The 15,537-nt window shown below is 68.6% G+C and carries 13 protein-coding genes and 1 tRNA gene; 10 read left to right on the top strand and 4 right to left on the bottom strand.

Features of this window, described 5'->3' with window-relative positions:
- Positions 1 to 50 precede the first annotated feature (50 nt).
- Positions 51 to 968 carry a 4-(cytidine 5'-diphospho)-2-C-methyl-D-erythritol kinase gene (locus C6I20_RS12190; protein WP_118396219.1) on the top strand — a complete coding sequence of 306 codons (918 nt, stop codon included), beginning with the start codon at positions 51 to 53 and terminating at the stop codon, positions 966 to 968.
- A gap of 6 nt (positions 969 to 974) precedes the next feature.
- Here the strand turns inward: C6I20_RS12190 and C6I20_RS12185 are convergent, their stop codons facing one another.
- Complete coding sequence (locus C6I20_RS12185; protein WP_118396217.1) at positions 975 to 2,759, bottom strand: ABC-F family ATP-binding cassette domain-containing protein; 1,785 nt, start codon at positions 2,757 to 2,759, stop codon at positions 975 to 977.
- A gap of 89 nt (positions 2,760 to 2,848) precedes the next feature.
- Positions 2,849 to 3,337: a MarR family winged helix-turn-helix transcriptional regulator gene (locus C6I20_RS12180; protein WP_118396215.1), complete on the bottom strand. Its 489-nt coding sequence runs from the start codon at positions 3,335 to 3,337 to the stop codon at positions 2,849 to 2,851.
- 60 nt (positions 3,338 to 3,397) lie between these two features.
- Between C6I20_RS12180 and C6I20_RS12175 the strand changes: the two genes are divergently transcribed.
- The 4 genes from C6I20_RS12175 to C6I20_RS12160 all read left to right on the top strand — a co-directional run bounded on the left by C6I20_RS12175 (position 3,398) and on the right by C6I20_RS12160 (position 7,332).
- Positions 3,398 to 4,762, top strand: coding sequence for an amidase family protein (locus tag C6I20_RS12175; protein WP_162891300.1), 1,365 nt, complete (start codon positions 3,398 to 3,400; stop codon positions 4,760 to 4,762).
- Positions 4,763 to 4,786: 24 nt separating this feature from the next.
- Positions 4,787 to 4,868: transfer RNA gene (locus C6I20_RS12170), tRNA-Gln, on the top strand.
- A 30-nt stretch (positions 4,869 to 4,898) separates the two neighbouring features.
- Positions 4,899 to 6,362, top strand: coding sequence for a bifunctional UDP-N-acetylglucosamine diphosphorylase/glucosamine-1-phosphate N-acetyltransferase GlmU (gene glmU, locus C6I20_RS12165; protein ID WP_254052128.1), 1,464 nt, complete (start codon positions 4,899 to 4,901; stop codon positions 6,360 to 6,362).
- 1 nt (position 6,363) lies between these two features.
- Entirely contained in the window at positions 6,364 to 7,332 is a 969-nt protein-coding gene (locus C6I20_RS12160) for a ribose-phosphate diphosphokinase (RefSeq protein ID WP_256372176.1), read from the top strand.
- A 29-nt stretch (positions 7,333 to 7,361) separates the two neighbouring features.
- On the opposite strand, the gene C6I20_RS12155 is transcribed toward C6I20_RS12160, so the two are convergent.
- Complete coding sequence (locus C6I20_RS12155; protein WP_162891299.1) at positions 7,362 to 8,246, bottom strand: hypothetical protein; 885 nt, start codon at positions 8,244 to 8,246, stop codon at positions 7,362 to 7,364.
- Between the two features lie 433 nt (positions 8,247 to 8,679).
- Here C6I20_RS12155 and C6I20_RS12150 point away from each other — a divergent pair, with 433 nt between their 5' ends.
- The 5 genes from C6I20_RS12150 to C6I20_RS12130 all read left to right on the top strand — a co-directional run bounded on the left by C6I20_RS12150 (position 8,680) and on the right by C6I20_RS12130 (position 13,342).
- Positions 8,680 to 9,336: a 50S ribosomal protein L25/general stress protein Ctc gene (locus tag C6I20_RS12150; protein WP_118396207.1), complete on the top strand. Its 657-nt coding sequence runs from the start codon at positions 8,680 to 8,682 to the stop codon at positions 9,334 to 9,336.
- Between the two features lie 10 nt (positions 9,337 to 9,346).
- Positions 9,347 to 9,913, top strand: a complete 567-nt coding sequence (gene pth / locus C6I20_RS12145) for an aminoacyl-tRNA hydrolase (protein WP_118396205.1) — start codon at positions 9,347 to 9,349, stop codon at positions 9,911 to 9,913.
- 96 nt (positions 9,914 to 10,009) lie between these two features.
- A complete protein-coding gene (locus tag C6I20_RS12140; protein ID WP_118396203.1) occupies positions 10,010 to 11,431 on the top strand; it encodes a sugar transferase in 1,422 nt (473 codons plus the stop codon).
- A 209-nt stretch (positions 11,432 to 11,640) separates the two neighbouring features.
- Positions 11,641 to 12,063 carry a hypothetical protein gene (locus C6I20_RS12135; RefSeq protein ID WP_162891298.1) on the top strand — a complete coding sequence of 141 codons (423 nt, stop codon included), beginning with the start codon at positions 11,641 to 11,643 and terminating at the stop codon, positions 12,061 to 12,063.
- Between the two features lie 31 nt (positions 12,064 to 12,094).
- Positions 12,095 to 13,342: an MFS transporter gene (locus tag C6I20_RS12130; protein ID WP_118396199.1), complete on the top strand. Its 1,248-nt coding sequence runs from the start codon at positions 12,095 to 12,097 to the stop codon at positions 13,340 to 13,342.
- A gap of 40 nt (positions 13,343 to 13,382) precedes the next feature.
- Here the strand turns inward: C6I20_RS12130 and C6I20_RS12125 are convergent, their stop codons facing one another.
- The gene (locus tag C6I20_RS12125; protein ID WP_118396197.1) at positions 13,383 to 15,116 is read right to left on the bottom strand and encodes a bacterial transcriptional activator domain-containing protein; all 1,734 of its coding nucleotides are present in this window, start codon (positions 15,114 to 15,116) and stop codon (positions 13,383 to 13,385) included.
- Positions 15,117 to 15,537: the final 421 nt, after the last annotated feature.

Below are 15,537 nucleotides of genomic sequence, written 5' to 3'. Positions count from 1 at the left end.
TTCTGCAGGGGTTGCCACGAGCGTCACGCGGCTGCCACTAGGTTGAACGCGTGAGCACCGCTGCCGTCAGAGTCCCCGCCAAGATCAATCTCTGCCTCGGTGTCGGCCCGGTCCGTACGGACGGATATCACCCGCTCGCGACGGTCTATCAGGCCGTCGACCTGCATGACGAGGTGCGGGCAACAGCGCGCGACGACGACCGCATCGTCGTCGCGGTGCACAGCGAGCTGGACGTGCGCTCCGAGGCTGCATTCGTACCCGAGGACGATGACAATCTGGCCGTCCGGGCGGCCCGACTGCTCCGTGAGGTCACCGGGACGACCGGGGGAGTCGATCTGGCGATCCGCAAGGTCATCCCCGTGGCCGGGGGCATGGCAGGAGGCTCCGCCGACGCTGCTGCCGCGCTGGTGGCCTGCAACGAGGTATGGGGCACCGGACTGTCCCGTGCCGAGCTCGAGCCGCTGGCGGCGCGCCTGGGCAGCGACGTGCCGTTCCTGCTGCACGGTGGCAATGCGATCGGCGGGGGCCGCGGCGAGACGATCAGTCCGGTGCTGGCGCGTGGGTCGTACCACTGGGTCTTCGCGATGGCGCACGAAGGACTGTCGACCAAGGCAGTCTTCGCCGAGTTCGACCGGATCAACGAGCGGTCGGGTGTGCCCGACCCGGTCGTGCCCGACGCGCTGCTGGCCGCACTGCGTGCCGGGGACGCCGAGGCCCTGGGCAGCGCACTGTCCAATGACCTGACCGAGGCTGCCCTGTCGTTGCGTCCGGAGCTCCAGGACACCCTGGAGATCGGCATCGAGGCCGGCGCGCTCGGCGCGATCCTGTCCGGGTCCGGACCCACGGCGCTGTTCCTGGCCTCGGACGAGCAGCACAGCCTCGACATCGCGTTCGCGCTGGGCAGCGCCTCCGGGTGCGCCGACGTCGTGCAGTCCCACGGGCCCGTCACCGGCGCCCGCATGATCTGACCGGGGTCAGGCGTCGACGAGCTCGCTGAGCTCGATCCAGCGGGTCTCGTGCTCGGCGACCTTGGCCTCGAGCTCCTGCACCGACTTGGTCAGCTCCGACAGCCCCGAACCATCGGTGGGATCGTGCTGCGCCATCTCGACGTGCAGCGCGTCGATGCGTGCCGACAACTTTTCCATCTTGCGGTCGATCGAGGCGATCTCCTTCTTGGTGTTGCGGAGCTCGGCGCTCGACAGCTTGGACACCGTGGCGGTGTGGCCGGCGGTCGACGGGTTGGAGGCAGCCGGGGTGTCCTGCTCCTTGCGCAGGCGCAGGTACTGGTCGACGCCGCCGGGGAGGTGGCGTAGGTGGCCGTCGAGCAGTGCGTACTGCTGGTCGGTGATGCGCTCGAGCAGGTAGCGGTCGTGCGACACCACGAGCAGCGTGCCGGGCCAGGAATCGAGCAGGTCCTCCATCGCGGCGAGCATGTCGGTGTCCAGGTCGTTGGTCGGCTCGTCGAGCACCAGGACGTTGGGCTCGTCGAGCAGGATCAGCAACAGCTGCAGGCGGCGCTTCTGGCCACCCGACAGATCGCGGACGGGGGTGGCCATCTGCTCGCTGGAGAAGCCGAGACGTTCGAGCAGCTGGCTCGGCGTCATCTCCTTGCCGCCGGACACGTACGCGGTGCGCTGGCGTCCCACGACGTCGCTGACCCGGTCGGAACCGACGTCCTTGAGCTCGTCGAGCTCCTGAGTCAGCGTCACGACCTTGACGGTCTTGCCGCGCTTGACCCGCCCGCTGGTCGGCTCGACCTTGCCGGTCACCAGACCCAGCAGGGTCGACTTGCCGCCCCCGTTGGCGCCGAGGATTCCGGTGCGCTCACCCGGTCCGATCCGCCACTCGACGTGCCGGAGCACCTCGTGGTCGTACGAGACGCTGACGTCGAGGATGTCGACGACATCCTTGCCCAGCCGTGACGTCGCCATCTGCTTGAGCTCGATCGGGTCGCGCGGCGGCGGCTCGTTCTCGATCAGCTCGTTGGCCGCGTCGATGCGGAACTTCGGCTTGGACGTGCGGGCGGGGGCCCCGCGCCGCAGCCAGGCCAGCTCCTTGCGCATCAGGTTCTGACGCTTGGACTCGGTCGCCGAGGCGTGCCGGTCGCGCTCGACCCGCTGCAGGATGTACGCCGCGTATCCGCCCTCGAACGGCTCGACGATGCCGTCGTGGACCTCCCAGGTCGCATTGCACACCTCGTCGAGGAACCACCGGTCGTGAGTCACGACCAGCAGTCCGCCGGCGTTGGGCGACCAGCGGGTGCGCAGGTGCCCGGCGAGCCAGGTGATGCCCTCGACGTCCAGGTGGTTGGTCGGCTCGTCGAGGAACAGGACGTCGTCGTCGCCGACGAGCAGCGCGGCGAGGGCGACCCTGCGGCGTTGGCCACCACTGAGGTTGCCGATCGTGGCGTCCCACGCGATGTCGGAGACCAGTCCGGCGATGACGTCGCGGATCTTGGCGTCACCGGCCCACTCGTAGTCCTCCATGTCGCCCACGATCGCGTGGCCGACGGACTGCGTCTGGTCGAGCGTGTCGGTCTGGTCGAGCATCCCGATGTGGACTCCACCGCGGGTCGTGACGCGGCCGGAGTCCGGCTCCATGCGTCCGGCAAGGATGCGCAACAGGGTCGACTTGCCGTCGCCGTTGCGACCGACGATGCCGATCCGGTCACCCTCGTCGATGCCGATCGTCACGGATTCGAAGACGGTTTTGGTCGGGAAGTCGAGCGCGAGAGACTCGACGCCAAGTAGATGTGCCACCGCAGAAGTCTAGGTGGCCTCGACCACCCGGCCGACCACGCACCGCCCTACGGACGTCCGACGGCACGACTGCCGACGGGCTCGGGCGTTCAGTGGTCGAACGGGCGGGACAAGGCGCGGAGCGAATCCGCAAGCGATGCCGCGTCCTCGCTCGCCAGGCCGGACAACAACTGCTGCTCGTGGGAGAGGAGCGCGTCCAGCGCTCCGTCGACCGCGATCCGACCGGGCCCGGTCAGCCGGACCTGGACGCCGCGGCGGTCCGCGGGGTCGGGAAGTCGTTGGACCAGGCCCTTGCCAACGAGTCGATCCACCCGGTTGGTCATGGTCCCGCTGGTGACGAGCGTCTCCTGGACCAATTGGCCCGGAGACAGCTGGTAAGGCTTGCCGGAGCGGCGCAACGCTGACAGGACGTCGAACTCGGACGGCTCGAGGTCGTGAGCGGCGAAGGCCTGCTTGCGGGCTCGGTCGAGGTGGAGCGCGAGCCGGGTGACGCGGCTCAGGACGTGCATGGGGGAGACGTCCATGTCCGGACGCTCCCGCTGCCATGCCGCGATCAGTCGATCGACATCATCTTCCACAGCCCCATGGTAGGCGTCAAGATTCTTGATGTCGAGATTGTTTGGTCGTACGCTCACGACATGACTCCCACCGAGCTGCTCGCCGCCGGACCCACGACCCAGGGCAAGGCGCTCGCGTCGGGCGCCGTGACCTCGCGCCAACTCACCGAGGCCGCTCTCGAGTCGATTCGCGTCGCGGACCTCGCGATCAACGCGAGCGTCGCGGTCTACGCCGACGAGGCTCTCGCCGCGGCTGACGAGGCGGACCGTCGGCGTGCCGACGGCGAGGTCGGACGCCTGCTCGGCATCCCGATCGCGGTCAAGGACGACCTCGACATCGCAGGCACCGTCACGGGCAAGGGCAGCAACGCAATGTCCCGGCCGGTGGAGCGCGACACCGATCTCGTCGCGGCGATGCGGTCGGCCGGCATGATCATCGTCGCCAAGTCCGCTCTGCCGGAGCTGGCGATCTTCGGCTTCACCGAGTCCGACGCGCACGGCATCACCCGCAATCCGCGCCACCTGGGGCACACCCCCGGCGGGTCCTCGGGCGGTTCTGCGGCGCTCGTCGCGGCCGGTGCGGTCGGCATCGCGACGGCCTCGGACGGCGCGGGCTCGATCCGCATCCCGGCCGCGTGCTGTGGTCTGGTGGGCTTCAAGCCGACGCAGGGCACGATGCCGAGCTCGGGCGGGTGGCACGACCTCTCGACCCAGGGCTGTGTCGTGGCCGCTGTCGCGGACAGCGCCCTGTTCCTCGACACGTTCGGCACGTTCGGCTCCTCGTTGACCGAGGCAGCCGCCACTGACCCGGCGCCGCTGCGCATCGGCCTGTCGTTCAGCGCCGCCGCCGCGACCAAGGCGCTGCCGCTGGATCCCCGGGTCCGCGCGGCTGTGGAGGCGACGGCCGAGGCGCTTCGGTCCGCCGGCCACACAGTCGTCGAGGTCGAGATCCCCTACAAGCTGGACTCCAAGGCGCTGACCGTCCGCTACCTCGCCGGCATCCGCGAGGGGGCCGACGGCACAGATGATCCCTCGCGGCTGGAGCGCCGCACCAAGGCGATCGCCCGGCTCGGACGGCCGTTCGGGCGGCGAGCCGTCGAGTGGGCCAAGCAGCAGGGAGTGGCATTCGGTGCTGGCTTGCACGACCGGCTCGGCGTCGACGTCCTGCTGACCCCGGTCATGTCGGGGCCGGCCGTCCCGGTCGAGCACTGGCGTGGCAAGGGTGGACTCGCGACGGTCCTGTCGATGAACGCGTTCTATCCGTACACCGCGCAGTGGAACCACGCCGGAGTGCCGGCCGTCTCGATGCCGGTCGGAGCCACCGACGACGGACTCCCGTTGGCGGTCCAGCTGATCGCCCGCACGGGTGACGACGCTCGGCTCATGTCGCTCGCGGCCCAGCTCGAGCGGAGCGGTGCGGCGGGCGCTGCCGGACGGCCTGCGTGACGGTACGCTGGCACGTGTTCACGATCCCCGGTTGGTCTGCCGGCAGGGCCCGCCGCACTTTGAATGCGGACTAGCGACGTAGGTTCGACTCCTACCCGGGGAGCCAGCACATGTTCCACGTCGAAGAAGGAGCCCGGTGAGCAGCAACCCGAATCCACCTCTCGTCACCGCGATCGTGCTGGCAGCAGGAGCGGGCACCCGGATGAAGTCGGCACGGGCCAAGGTCCTGCACGAGATCGCCGGTCGCAGCATGATCGAGCACGCGCTCGTCGCGGTGTCAGGTGCTGGTGTGCGGACGACGGTCGCCGTCGTGGGCCACGATCGCGAGCAGGTGTCGGCGGCCATCACGGCACACGACCCCGCGATCGTCCAGGCCGTGCAGGAGGAGCGGAACGGCACGGGGCATGCCGTGCGTGTCGCCCTGGAGTCACTCGCCGAACCGCCCCGCGGCACGGTGCTGGTGACCTACGGTGACGTCCCGTTGTTGTCGGCCCAGACGCTCTCGGAGCTGCTGGTCGACCACCGGGCGTCCGGGCGCACCGTCACGATCCTGAGCGCCGAGGTCGACAACCCGACCGGCTATGGCCGCATCGTGAGGGACGCGGTCGGATCAGTCACCGCGATCCGCGAGCACAAGGACGCCTCCGAGGAGGAGCGGGTGATCTGTGAGATCAACTCCGGAATCCTGGCGGTCGAAGCCGAATTCCTGACCCACGCCGTGGCGAGCCTGGAGGCCAACAACTCTCAGGGCGAGCTCTACCTGACCGATATCGTCGGCAAGGCGGTCCTTGAGGGCCGCCCGGTCGGCGCACACGTCCTGGAGGACGTGTGGCAGACCGAGGGGGTCAACGATCGGGCGCAGCTCGCACGGCTTGGTCGTGAGCTCAACCACCGGCTGACCCAGCACTGGATGTCCGAGGGCGTCACGATCGTCGACCCGGCCACGACCTGGATCGACTCGGCCGTCACGATCGCACCCGACGTGACCCTGCTGCCGGGCACCCAGCTGCTCGGCGCGACCGTGATCGGCTCCGGCTCGACGATCGGCCCCGACACGACGCTGCGTAACGTCGAGGTCGGCCGCGACGCAACAGTCGTGCGCACGCACGGCTCGGATGCCGTGCTGGGAGACGGGACGACTGTCGGCCCTTATGCCTACCTGCGCCCCGGCGCCGTGCTCGGCACGGGCGGCAAGATCGGCACCTTCGTCGAGGTCAAGAACTCGACGATCGGCGAGGGCGCCAAGGTGCCGCACCTGTCCTACGTAGGCGACGCGGACATCGGCGACGGCGCCAACATCGGCGCTGGCACAATCTTCGCCAACTATGACGGCGTCAACAAGCACCGCTCGACGATCGGCCGCCACGCCAAGACCAGCTCCAACAACACGTTCGTCGCGCCTGTCTCAGTCGGCGACGGAGCGTTCACGGGCGCTGGCGCGACGATCCGCGAGGACGTGCCGGCGGGGGCGCTGGCGGTCAGTGCCGGAGGACAGAGGAACATCGAGGGGTGGGTGGAGGCCAAGCGGCCCGACACCCCGTCAGCCCAGGCCGCGCGTGACGCCGAGCCGAAGTCAACTGTGGAGGCCCCCGGTGAGTAGCCTGTCCAAACGCACGCCGATGCGGAACATGCTGCTGTTCTCGGGCCGCTCGCACCCCACGTTGGCGCAGGAGGTGGCCGATCTCCTCGAGATCGAGGTCGTCCCCACGACGGCGTACGACTTCGCCAACGGCGAGATCTATGTACGGTTCGACGAGTCGGTACGCGGCTGCGATGCGTTCGTGCTGCAGAGCCACGCGGCCCCGATCAACGAGGCGATCATGGAGCAGCTCATCATGATCGACGCGCTCAAGCGTGCCTCGGCCAAGCGGATCACCGTGATCCTGCCGTTCTACGGCTATGCCCGCCAGGACAAGAAGCACCTGGGTCGTGAGCCCATCTCGGCCCGCCTGATGGCCGATCTCTTTCTCACTGCGGGCGCCGACCGGCTCATGACAGTCGACCTGCACACCGCGCAGATCCAAGGATTCTTCGACGGACCGGTGGACCACCTGCTGGCGATGCCGATCCTCACGCGCCACGTCAAGCGCAAGTACGGCAAGAAGCCGCTCGCGGTCGTCTCGCCCGACGCTGGCCGGATCAAGGTCGCCGAGTCCTGGGCGGCGGCCCTCGCCGGCGCGCCACTGGCTTTCATCCACAAGACTCGCGACCCGCGCAAGCCCAACGAGTCCAAGGCCAACCGCGTCGTCGGCGACGTCGAGGGCCGGGTCTGCATCCTGGTCGACGACCTCATCGACACCGGCGGCACGATCGTGCAGGCCGCCGAGGCGTTGATGGCCGATGGTGCCGCCGACGTCGTGATCGTCGCGACGCACGCGGTGTTCTCCGGCCCTGCCGTCGAACGACTTAAGAATTCCACGGCTTGCGAGGTCATTGTGACCAACACGCTGCCGATCGAGGACGACAAGCGCTTCGACAAGCTTACGGTCCTGTCGATTGCCCCCCTGCTGGCCCAGGCGACCGCTGCGGTCTTCGAAGAGGGCTCAGTCACCTCGCTGTTCAAGTCCTGACACCAAGGGCGCGACGAGCGATCGCCGGCTCAGAAGGCGACGAACTCGCTGCCGAGCGACGAGCTCGTGTCGACGGTCTCCAGCAGGCAGTTGATCGCCAGCGAGGGGCCTGTCGTGGACGCCTCCTTGGGCCTTCGGATGCCCACCTGGCGTTCGATGCCCATCGAGCCGCCCAGCTGCGCAAGGGGCTCGCCGCAGGCGCGTTTCATCATCGACAGCTCGTCGTCGCTCACCTTGCCGTTGGCAAGATCTGAGTCCTTGAGAAAGTCCTTGCCGTAGACCGCTCGCATGTCGACGGTCCAGAGGTACTCCTGTTGATGTGGCGAGCCGCATGGCGTCGACTTCGACGGGCCAGTCGTCGATACCGTGCACCCGCGGTACGCGTCGGGGAAGTCCTCGGTCAGCAGGGACGAGATGACCAGGTCCTTGTTCGGCGAGGTCACGGGCGCAACGGGGCCCGGCCCGTCGTCGGTCGGGGGCACGGCGAAGCGGACAGAGCAAATCAGCTGGGTCGTGCCATCGAGCCACAGCTTGGGCGAGGTCACGGTGGTCCACCGGCTCGCACCGTTGAGGATGGGTGTCAGGCGGACGTCCTCGGCGGACTTGCCGGCCACGGTGAGCTCGGCGGCCCCGGACGCGTCGCGGTATGCCTGCTCGCACGAGGGAGCCAGCTGGGCGGACATCTTCTTGCGCACGGGCAGGGAGTCGTCGCCCGTAGTGGCCAGCTCGGTGCGCCGTGCGAGCTTCTCGTCGTCGGTCCTGCCAGCGAGGAAGTCTGTGGGAATGTCGACCACGGCCAGGATTTCGTAGACGTGTGGCTCGGTGCACGGCACGGCGGTCTGGGTGTCGGGAACGACGTCGTTGGCGTCGTCGACCTCCTGAGCGATGCACTGGCCGGCTGCAGGCAGCGTCAACGCGGAGCTGACTTCTTCTCCGTCGTCGGCGCTGCACCCGGCCACGGCGAGAACGAGTGCGACAGGCAGAGCAAGCAACGATGATGGACGCAAGGTCCCCCCTGGGAGCGTGCCGGCTGGTTCGCGGTCAGGCTACCGAGGGTCGTAGCCGGCTCTGCCGGCGGGCTATTCGTGCGATGGCTCGCTCAACCAGGGACCCCCTGTGCGGCATCAGGCAGCGGCTCCGCGCAACCACGCACCCGCATGCTCTTCGGACTGCGGAGTCGCCAGATTTCGTCCGTCTGAGCGCCTGCGATAGACTCACCCGGTTGCCTCGGCGAGGGTCCTTCGGACCGTGATCGACAGGGTGCTCCGCAGGAGTGCTGTGTTGAGCGCCCGTCAGAGTTGACAGCCGACTTTTCGATCCACGCATCAATCCCCAGGAGAATTTCCCATGGCCGAGATCAAGATCGCCGCCGAGACCCGCACCGAGTTCGGCAAGGGCGCCGCCCGCCGCATCCGCCGGGCCGACAAGGTGCCCGCCGTCCTCTACGGACACGGTTCCGACCCCGTCCACGTGACGCTTCCGGGTCACCAGCTGATGCTGGCACTCAAGAACTCCAACGCGCTGCTGACGATTGACCTGGGCAGCGAGAAGCACCTCGCGATCCCCAAGCAGGTCCAGCGCGACCCGCTCAAGGGCTTCATCGAGCACGCCGACCTCCTGATCGTCCGCAAGGGCGAGAAGGTCACCGTCGACGTCCGCATCAACCTGATCGGCGACGCCATCAGCGGCAACCTGGTCATCCTGGAGAACTCCTCGATCTCCGTCGAGGCCGAGGCGACCCACATCCCCGAGTCCTTCGAGATCTCGCTCGAGGGCCTCGACGCCGGCGCCCAGATCCACGCCAGCGACATCGAGCTCCCGGACGGTTCGACCCTCGCGGTCGACGCCGACCTGCTGATCGTCAACATCACGGCCGCGCCCAGCGAGGCCCAGCTCGAGGCCGAGCTCGCGGTTGCCGAGACCGAGGCGGGCATCGAGCACGACGCCACTGACGCTGAAGAGGCCGCGGCCCCCGCCGCCACGGAGAGCGACTCGGCTGAATGATCGTGGTCGTGTGACCTGGTTGGTCGTCGGGCTCGGAAATCCGGGCCCGACGTACGCCAGCACCCGTCACAATGTCGGCCACCTCGTCGCGGAGGTCCTCGCTGCTCGTACGGGCGGGTCGTGGAAGAAGCACAAGTCCGGTCGAGCCGATGTGGTCGAGGGTCGGCTGGCCGATGAGCGTGCCGTGCTCGGCCGGTCGCGGTCATACATGAACGAGAGCGGCGGTCCGGTCTCGACGCTGATGAAGTTCTTCGACGTCGAGCCGGCCAACCTGATCGTGATCCACGACGAGCTCGACATCGACTTTGGCATGCTCCGGGTCAAGCTCGGCGGCGGCGACAACGGGCACAACGGGCTCAAGTCGATCCGTCAGTCGATCGACACGGGGGACTTCTATCGGATCCGCGTCGGCATCGGCCGCCCGCCGGGACGTCAGGACGTCCACGACTTCGTACTGAAGCCCTACACGGCCGCCGAGCGCAAGGACCTTCCGACCTATGTCGAGGAGGCGGCCGACGCGGTCGAGAGCCTCATGACGCACGGGCTGCAGCAGACACAGAGCGTGTTCAACCGCTGACCCGATCGGGGCTCAGGCGCTTTGTATTAATTTCACGGCAACAAGGGATGCTTCCAGCCAGCGGTCAATTCGGGGCACTTGTTGTGGGGTGGGTTGGTGACGTCAGTCGAGTTCGGGGCAAATCCGGGCAATGTCAGCTCGGATGGTGAGGCGCGCCTCGCGTCGGCCATCGCCGGCGTGCGGTTCCCGATGCCGCGGTTCGTCGACCACGGAGCCCTTCCGCACGCGCTGGCGTGTGCGACGGCGGTCATCGGTGCAACGGCCCTCGCCGGATCAGCCCCGGTCGTGTGGCTCGCGGCAGCGGCGGTGCTCTGCACCATGGCGCTCGACCTCGCGATGGCACCGGCCTACGAGCGCAACCGCAGCCTCCGTCCGGTCAACCGCCTCCTGACTCCGATCGGTGCAGCTCTGCTGGCCGGGTCCTCGTTCGCCTGGCTGACGCCGACGCAGGTCCGGCAGGCGTTGGTGGTCGTCCTGAGCTCGGCGGTCGTCCTGGCCTGTGCAGGGCTGCTCGCGCGGCTGACCCGCCCGCCCCGGTCGGTGCTGGTGGTCGGTGGACGGCTGGGCGCTGAGCAGTTCATCACGCAGTGGAGCGTGTGCCCGGAGATCGACGTGCGGGGGGTGTGTCTGCCCGAGTTCGTCGACGAGTCGGCCCAGGAGATCGCGAACGTCCCGATCCTTGGATCGCTCGTCGACGTAGCCGGTGTGGCGATCGGTCTGGGCGTCGACGAGGTCGTGGTGGCACCCGGTCCGCTGCTCAGCGCGAATGATGTACGGCGGATGAGCTGGGCGCTGGAGCGCTCGGCGATCGAGCTCTCCGTGGCGGCGGACGTGCATGGTGCCGGGCCGCACCGGATCACCCCCAGGGTCCTCGGCCGCCGGCTTGTCCTCTCGGTTCGTCCGGGCCGCCGCTCGCGTCCGGGTCAGTGGGGCAAGGCAGCCATGGACCGGGCTGGCGCGACGCTGCTCCTGGCGGTCCTGTCGCCGGTCATGCTGATGGTCTCGATCCTGATCCGTCGTGACTCGCCCGGTCCCGCGTTGTTCACCCAGACCCGGGTGGGGTTCGACGGGAAGCCGTTCACGATCTACAAGTTCCGCACCATGGTCGTCGATGCGGAGGCGCGGCTCGCCGAGCTCAGGCTCGTCGACGAGGGCGCTGGACCACTGTTCAAGATGGCGGAGGATCCGCGGACCACGACGGTCGGGAGGCTCCTGCGCAGCACATCCCTCGACGAGCTGCCACAGCTCATCAACGTCATCAGGGGCGACATGTCCCTGATCGGTCCGCGGCCCGGGCTGCCCCACGAGGTCGACGCCTACGACGACTGGATCCGGCGCCGGCTGCGCACCAAGCCCGGCATGACGGGGGCCTGGCAGGTCGGTGGACGATCCAACCTGAGCTGGTCGGACTCCGTTCGGCTCGACCTGGACTACGTCGACAATGCCACGCTGCGCGAGGACCTGCGGATCGCCGTCAGAACCGCACGAGTCGTGCTCAACCGCGACGGGGCGGTGTAGCCACCGTGGCGCGCCGCTCGCTGGCAGGGCCCATCGCGGCGACCGTACTGGTCGTGGTGGTCGGACTTGCTGCCGCCGGTGCCAGCGGGTGGCACCGTGGCGATCCGGCAGGAGGCTCCTCCGAGAAGGGGTCCCAGTCGGCTGGCTCGGGCAACCAAGTCACCAACGGGGACGGTTCGGAGGTGATTCGGCAGCCGGAAAGTGCGGTCGTGAAGGGCCTTCCCGGGCTCAGCAAGTCCACGTCGTCCGCGAAGAAGGGTGCGCTGCTCAGCGGACCGCTCCCCCAGAGCGCGAGCCTTCGAGGTGGCCTGGTGGCAGGTTTCCCACGGTCCGTGATCCCTGTGCTGCCGGGCTCGAAGCTCGGTTCGAGCGGGGTGTCCTCGACGGCGAAGACCCTCCAGGTTTCGGTCGTCGCGACCAGCCCCAAGTCGCCGAATGCTGTGCTGGCCTACTACCGCGGGGTCTTGTCAAAGCAGGGATTCACCGAGTCGAGTGCCCCGGCGGCAGCGCCCTCGACCGCTGCGAGCTTTCGGCGAGGCGCCGATGGCATCGTCGTGACCGTGACCCGGTCGAGCCGGACGGTCACGAACTATTCGCTGTTCGGCACTCTGCGCGCCGGCGCGGGCAAGTGATCAGCATCGCGTGACCAGGCTTCGATAGTCCGTGTACATCTCTCTCGGGGATCGTCCACGCGGCGCGGCGGCCGGGCGCTCCGGCACGAGGACAAAGGTCGCGCCGATCGTTGTCTCGCTCGGTCTGGTCAGCCTCCTGACGGACATCTCGTCCGAGTCCGTCGCCGCAATCCTGCCGTTGTACCTCACGACCGTCGTGGGCCTGTCGCCGATCGCGTACGGATTCCTCGACGGTCTCTACCAGGGCGCCAGCGCTCTTGTGCGGATCGTCGGGGGGTGGGCGGCGGACCGCGGGGGTCATCCCAAGTGGGTCGCCTTCATCGGCTACGGGTTGTCGGCCGTGGCACGAGGGGGACTCCTCGTCGCCACCGGTTTCGGTGCGATCACGGCGGTCCTCGCGGTCGATCGCATCGGCAAGGGCATCCGGACCGCCCCGCGAGACGCGATGATCGCCGACTCGTCGGACACCGAGCACCTGGGCCGGGCCTTTGCGGTGCATCGCACGCTCGACACGATCGGCGCCGCGGCCGGCCCGCTGGTCGCCTTCGCGATCCTGTGGGCCGTGCCGGACGGCTACACAACCGTCATGGTCGTGTCCCTGGCGTTTGCCCTGCTAGGTCTTGCACTGCTGGGACTGCTCGTGCCAGACCGCCACTCGACGCGGAGCGCACCCGGCCCGGAGCGCCGCCGGTTCCGGTGGCGGGACGTGGCCGGCCCGTCGATGAGGAAGCTGTTGTTGGCTGCCGGCGTGCTGGGCCTCCTCACAATCGGCGACGGGTTCATCTACCTCGCACTGCTGGACCGGGGAGGATTCGCGGCCAGCTGGTTTCCTCTCATGTACGTCGGCACGAACGTCGCCTATCTGGCCCTGGCCATCCCGATCGGCAGGCTCGCCGATCGCGTCGGGCGCACCAAGGTCCTGGTCGCCGGCCACGGCGCACTCCTGCTGACCTACGTCTGCGCGGCCGCTCCATGGGGTGGAGTCGTGCTCGTGGTGCTCCCGCTGCTGCTGCTCGGCACGTTCTACGCCGCGACGGACGGTGTCCTGGCAGCGGTGGCCGGTCGTCTCTCGGCGCCGGAGGTCCGCGCGAGCGGCATCGCTTGTGCGCAGACTGTCGTGGCCCTGGCCCGTCTGGTCGCATCGACCGCATTCGGCGTGCTGTGGTTTGCGGTCGGTCCGCATCAGGCTCTGCTCGCGATTGCCGGGATGCTGCTGGTCGTGGTGCCCCTGGTCTACGTATGGGTCACAGATCTCGATCGGGCCCCCGTCAGGACCTGAGCCCGGATCCACCTCCGGCTGGGCCTTTGGCGGGGAGGTCTCAGACGTCCGCCGTATGCGCATCCGCTGGGTGTGCCTCGTGGAACTCCTGGCCGATGAGGCGCAGGAGACGCGCCCGGACCGAGGGGCGGAGCCGCTGCTCGAAGGCGTCGCGGATCGCTCGGTTGCGCAGCTCGTACCCTGAGGCGGTGATGCGCAGCACGCCGAGGTCTGCCATCTCGTCGAGTCGGGTCTGGACCTGCTCTAGGTCGTCGGGCTCATCGAGGCGGGTGTGGCTCACGCCCCGCAGCATCGGCGCACTCACCGGGCGGTCGAGCACCGCGACCAGCTCGCAGAACTCGGTCTCGGCGAGGGTCATCTGCTCGAGCGTGGTGCGGAAGTAGTCACCCACCGGCGCGACCCCGGTCATGGCCGGGACCTCGTTGTACAGGTCGAGTCCATCGGTCGTCGAGATGATCCACCCGGACTCGATCCACTCGCGCAGGATCGACACCGCCCGCCCGGCGAGCCGTTGACTCTGTTCGGTGAGCTCGACAAGCAGCCGGGCCGTGGCCGGTGCCGACAGGGCCGCGCTGGCCAGTGCGGCGAGCTCGGCGTCCGAGACCGCGCCCGTGCTGTGCAGGTGCAGGGTCGCGGGTACTTCGCCCAATCGCTCGGCCAGGAGCTCGGCGATCTCGTCCGAGGCCACCACCGCGATGACCCTGGCGGTCGAGGGATCGAGCTGTGCGAGGAACGCGACAAGGCGGTTCACCTCCCAGCTCGGCTCGCCGTCGGAATCTCCCCACACGGCGATGTCGGATCGGTGACTCCCCACCACAGTCGCGAGGCGCAGGGCATCTGCCGGGCGGTCTGCGTCGTCTACCAACCGGCGGAGCTGCGTGTGGGGCACGTGGGCCGCAGCGGCCTCCAGCAGCGCAGTGCGGCCTGAGCCGGTCGGCCCGCTCACGCACACGACGTCGATCCCGTTTCCAGCGATGGCGGCGCCTATCGTGCGGGAAAGTGGCCGAACGTCGCCCTGTCGGCCGGCGAAGAGCTTGAGCGAGATCTCGGGGGGTCCGCCCGAGAGCACCTGGATGTGCAGTGATCGGGTCTGGGGTGACGGGTCGGCGCCCAGCTCCTGTGACAGGTACACCCGGCAGTGCTCGAAAGCACGAAGCGCGAGCTCAGTCTCGCCGAGGCCTGCGTGCGCCTGCATGAGTGTGCGGTGTGGCCGTTCGAAGCAGGGGTCCTCGGCGATGGCGAGGGTCGAGAAGTCGATCGCATCGCGCATCCACAGGAGACGCACGGCGCACTCCCCGGCATCGGCGAGCAATGACTGCCGTCCGAGCTTGAGGGAATCACGGACCTCGCTGGCCCAGCCGCTCTTGTCGTCATAGGCGTGGAAGTCCGCAACGTACAGCGCCTCGGCTTCGCGGGCGATCGACACGACCTGCGCGCAGTGGCGCAGGTGGAGTGCGGCGCCGGCGTCGTGGACCAGGCTCTGGAAGGCGACCACATCGACCCACGTGTTGCGCAGGATCAGCCCGCCGAGGTGCCGCTCGACGCATGGTTCGCCCAAGGTCTGCCGGATGCGCGACGCCGCTGTGCGCAGGCTCGCCCGGGCCTTGTCCTCGTCGACGTCCGGCCACAGCTTGTCGAGCAGGCTGTGGACGCTGACCGGTCGGTTGGCGTTGAGAGCGAGAAGCCGAAGCAGGTCCGCGGTCTTGCCGGTGCTCCACTCATCCGCGTCGACCACCTGGCCGTTGGACCGGCGCACGAAAAGCCGGCCAAACATACGAATCTCAATACGATCGCTCACCCTGGAAACGCCCCAATCGTCTTCATGTGCACTCTGGGTCGGATGCTGGCGGAGCGACGTATCTCGCAGTTCTCACCACTTCCGGCGGACCCAGCAGGTCTGGAAGTTCCTTCAGGCTATGGCGCTGTCCTGGCCTCCGAAGGCGAACGTCGACTCCTTGCGGCTTCCCGCAAAGCGCCTGTTCAGGACGGATGCGGAAGTCGCTTTCACGCTGTCTTGACGGTGCGGATCGACAATATTTCTCAAGTGGGCGTCATGTAGTGAGGCAGCCGTCAGGCATGTTGGGCGCCGCGAGGGAGCTTCCGCGTCGATCGGCGGTCATCGCCCCGAGGATGCCGCCTAGGCGTGGATAGAGGGAGGCCGCACGGGAGCCCGAGTTCCTGTGCGGTCGTCCCGC

It is taken from the genome of Aeromicrobium sp. A1-2 (genome assembly GCF_003443875.1).
Lineage (GTDB): Bacteria > Actinomycetota > Actinomycetes > Propionibacteriales > Nocardioidaceae > Aeromicrobium.
This window is presented reverse-complemented; position numbering and strand designations above follow the sequence as displayed.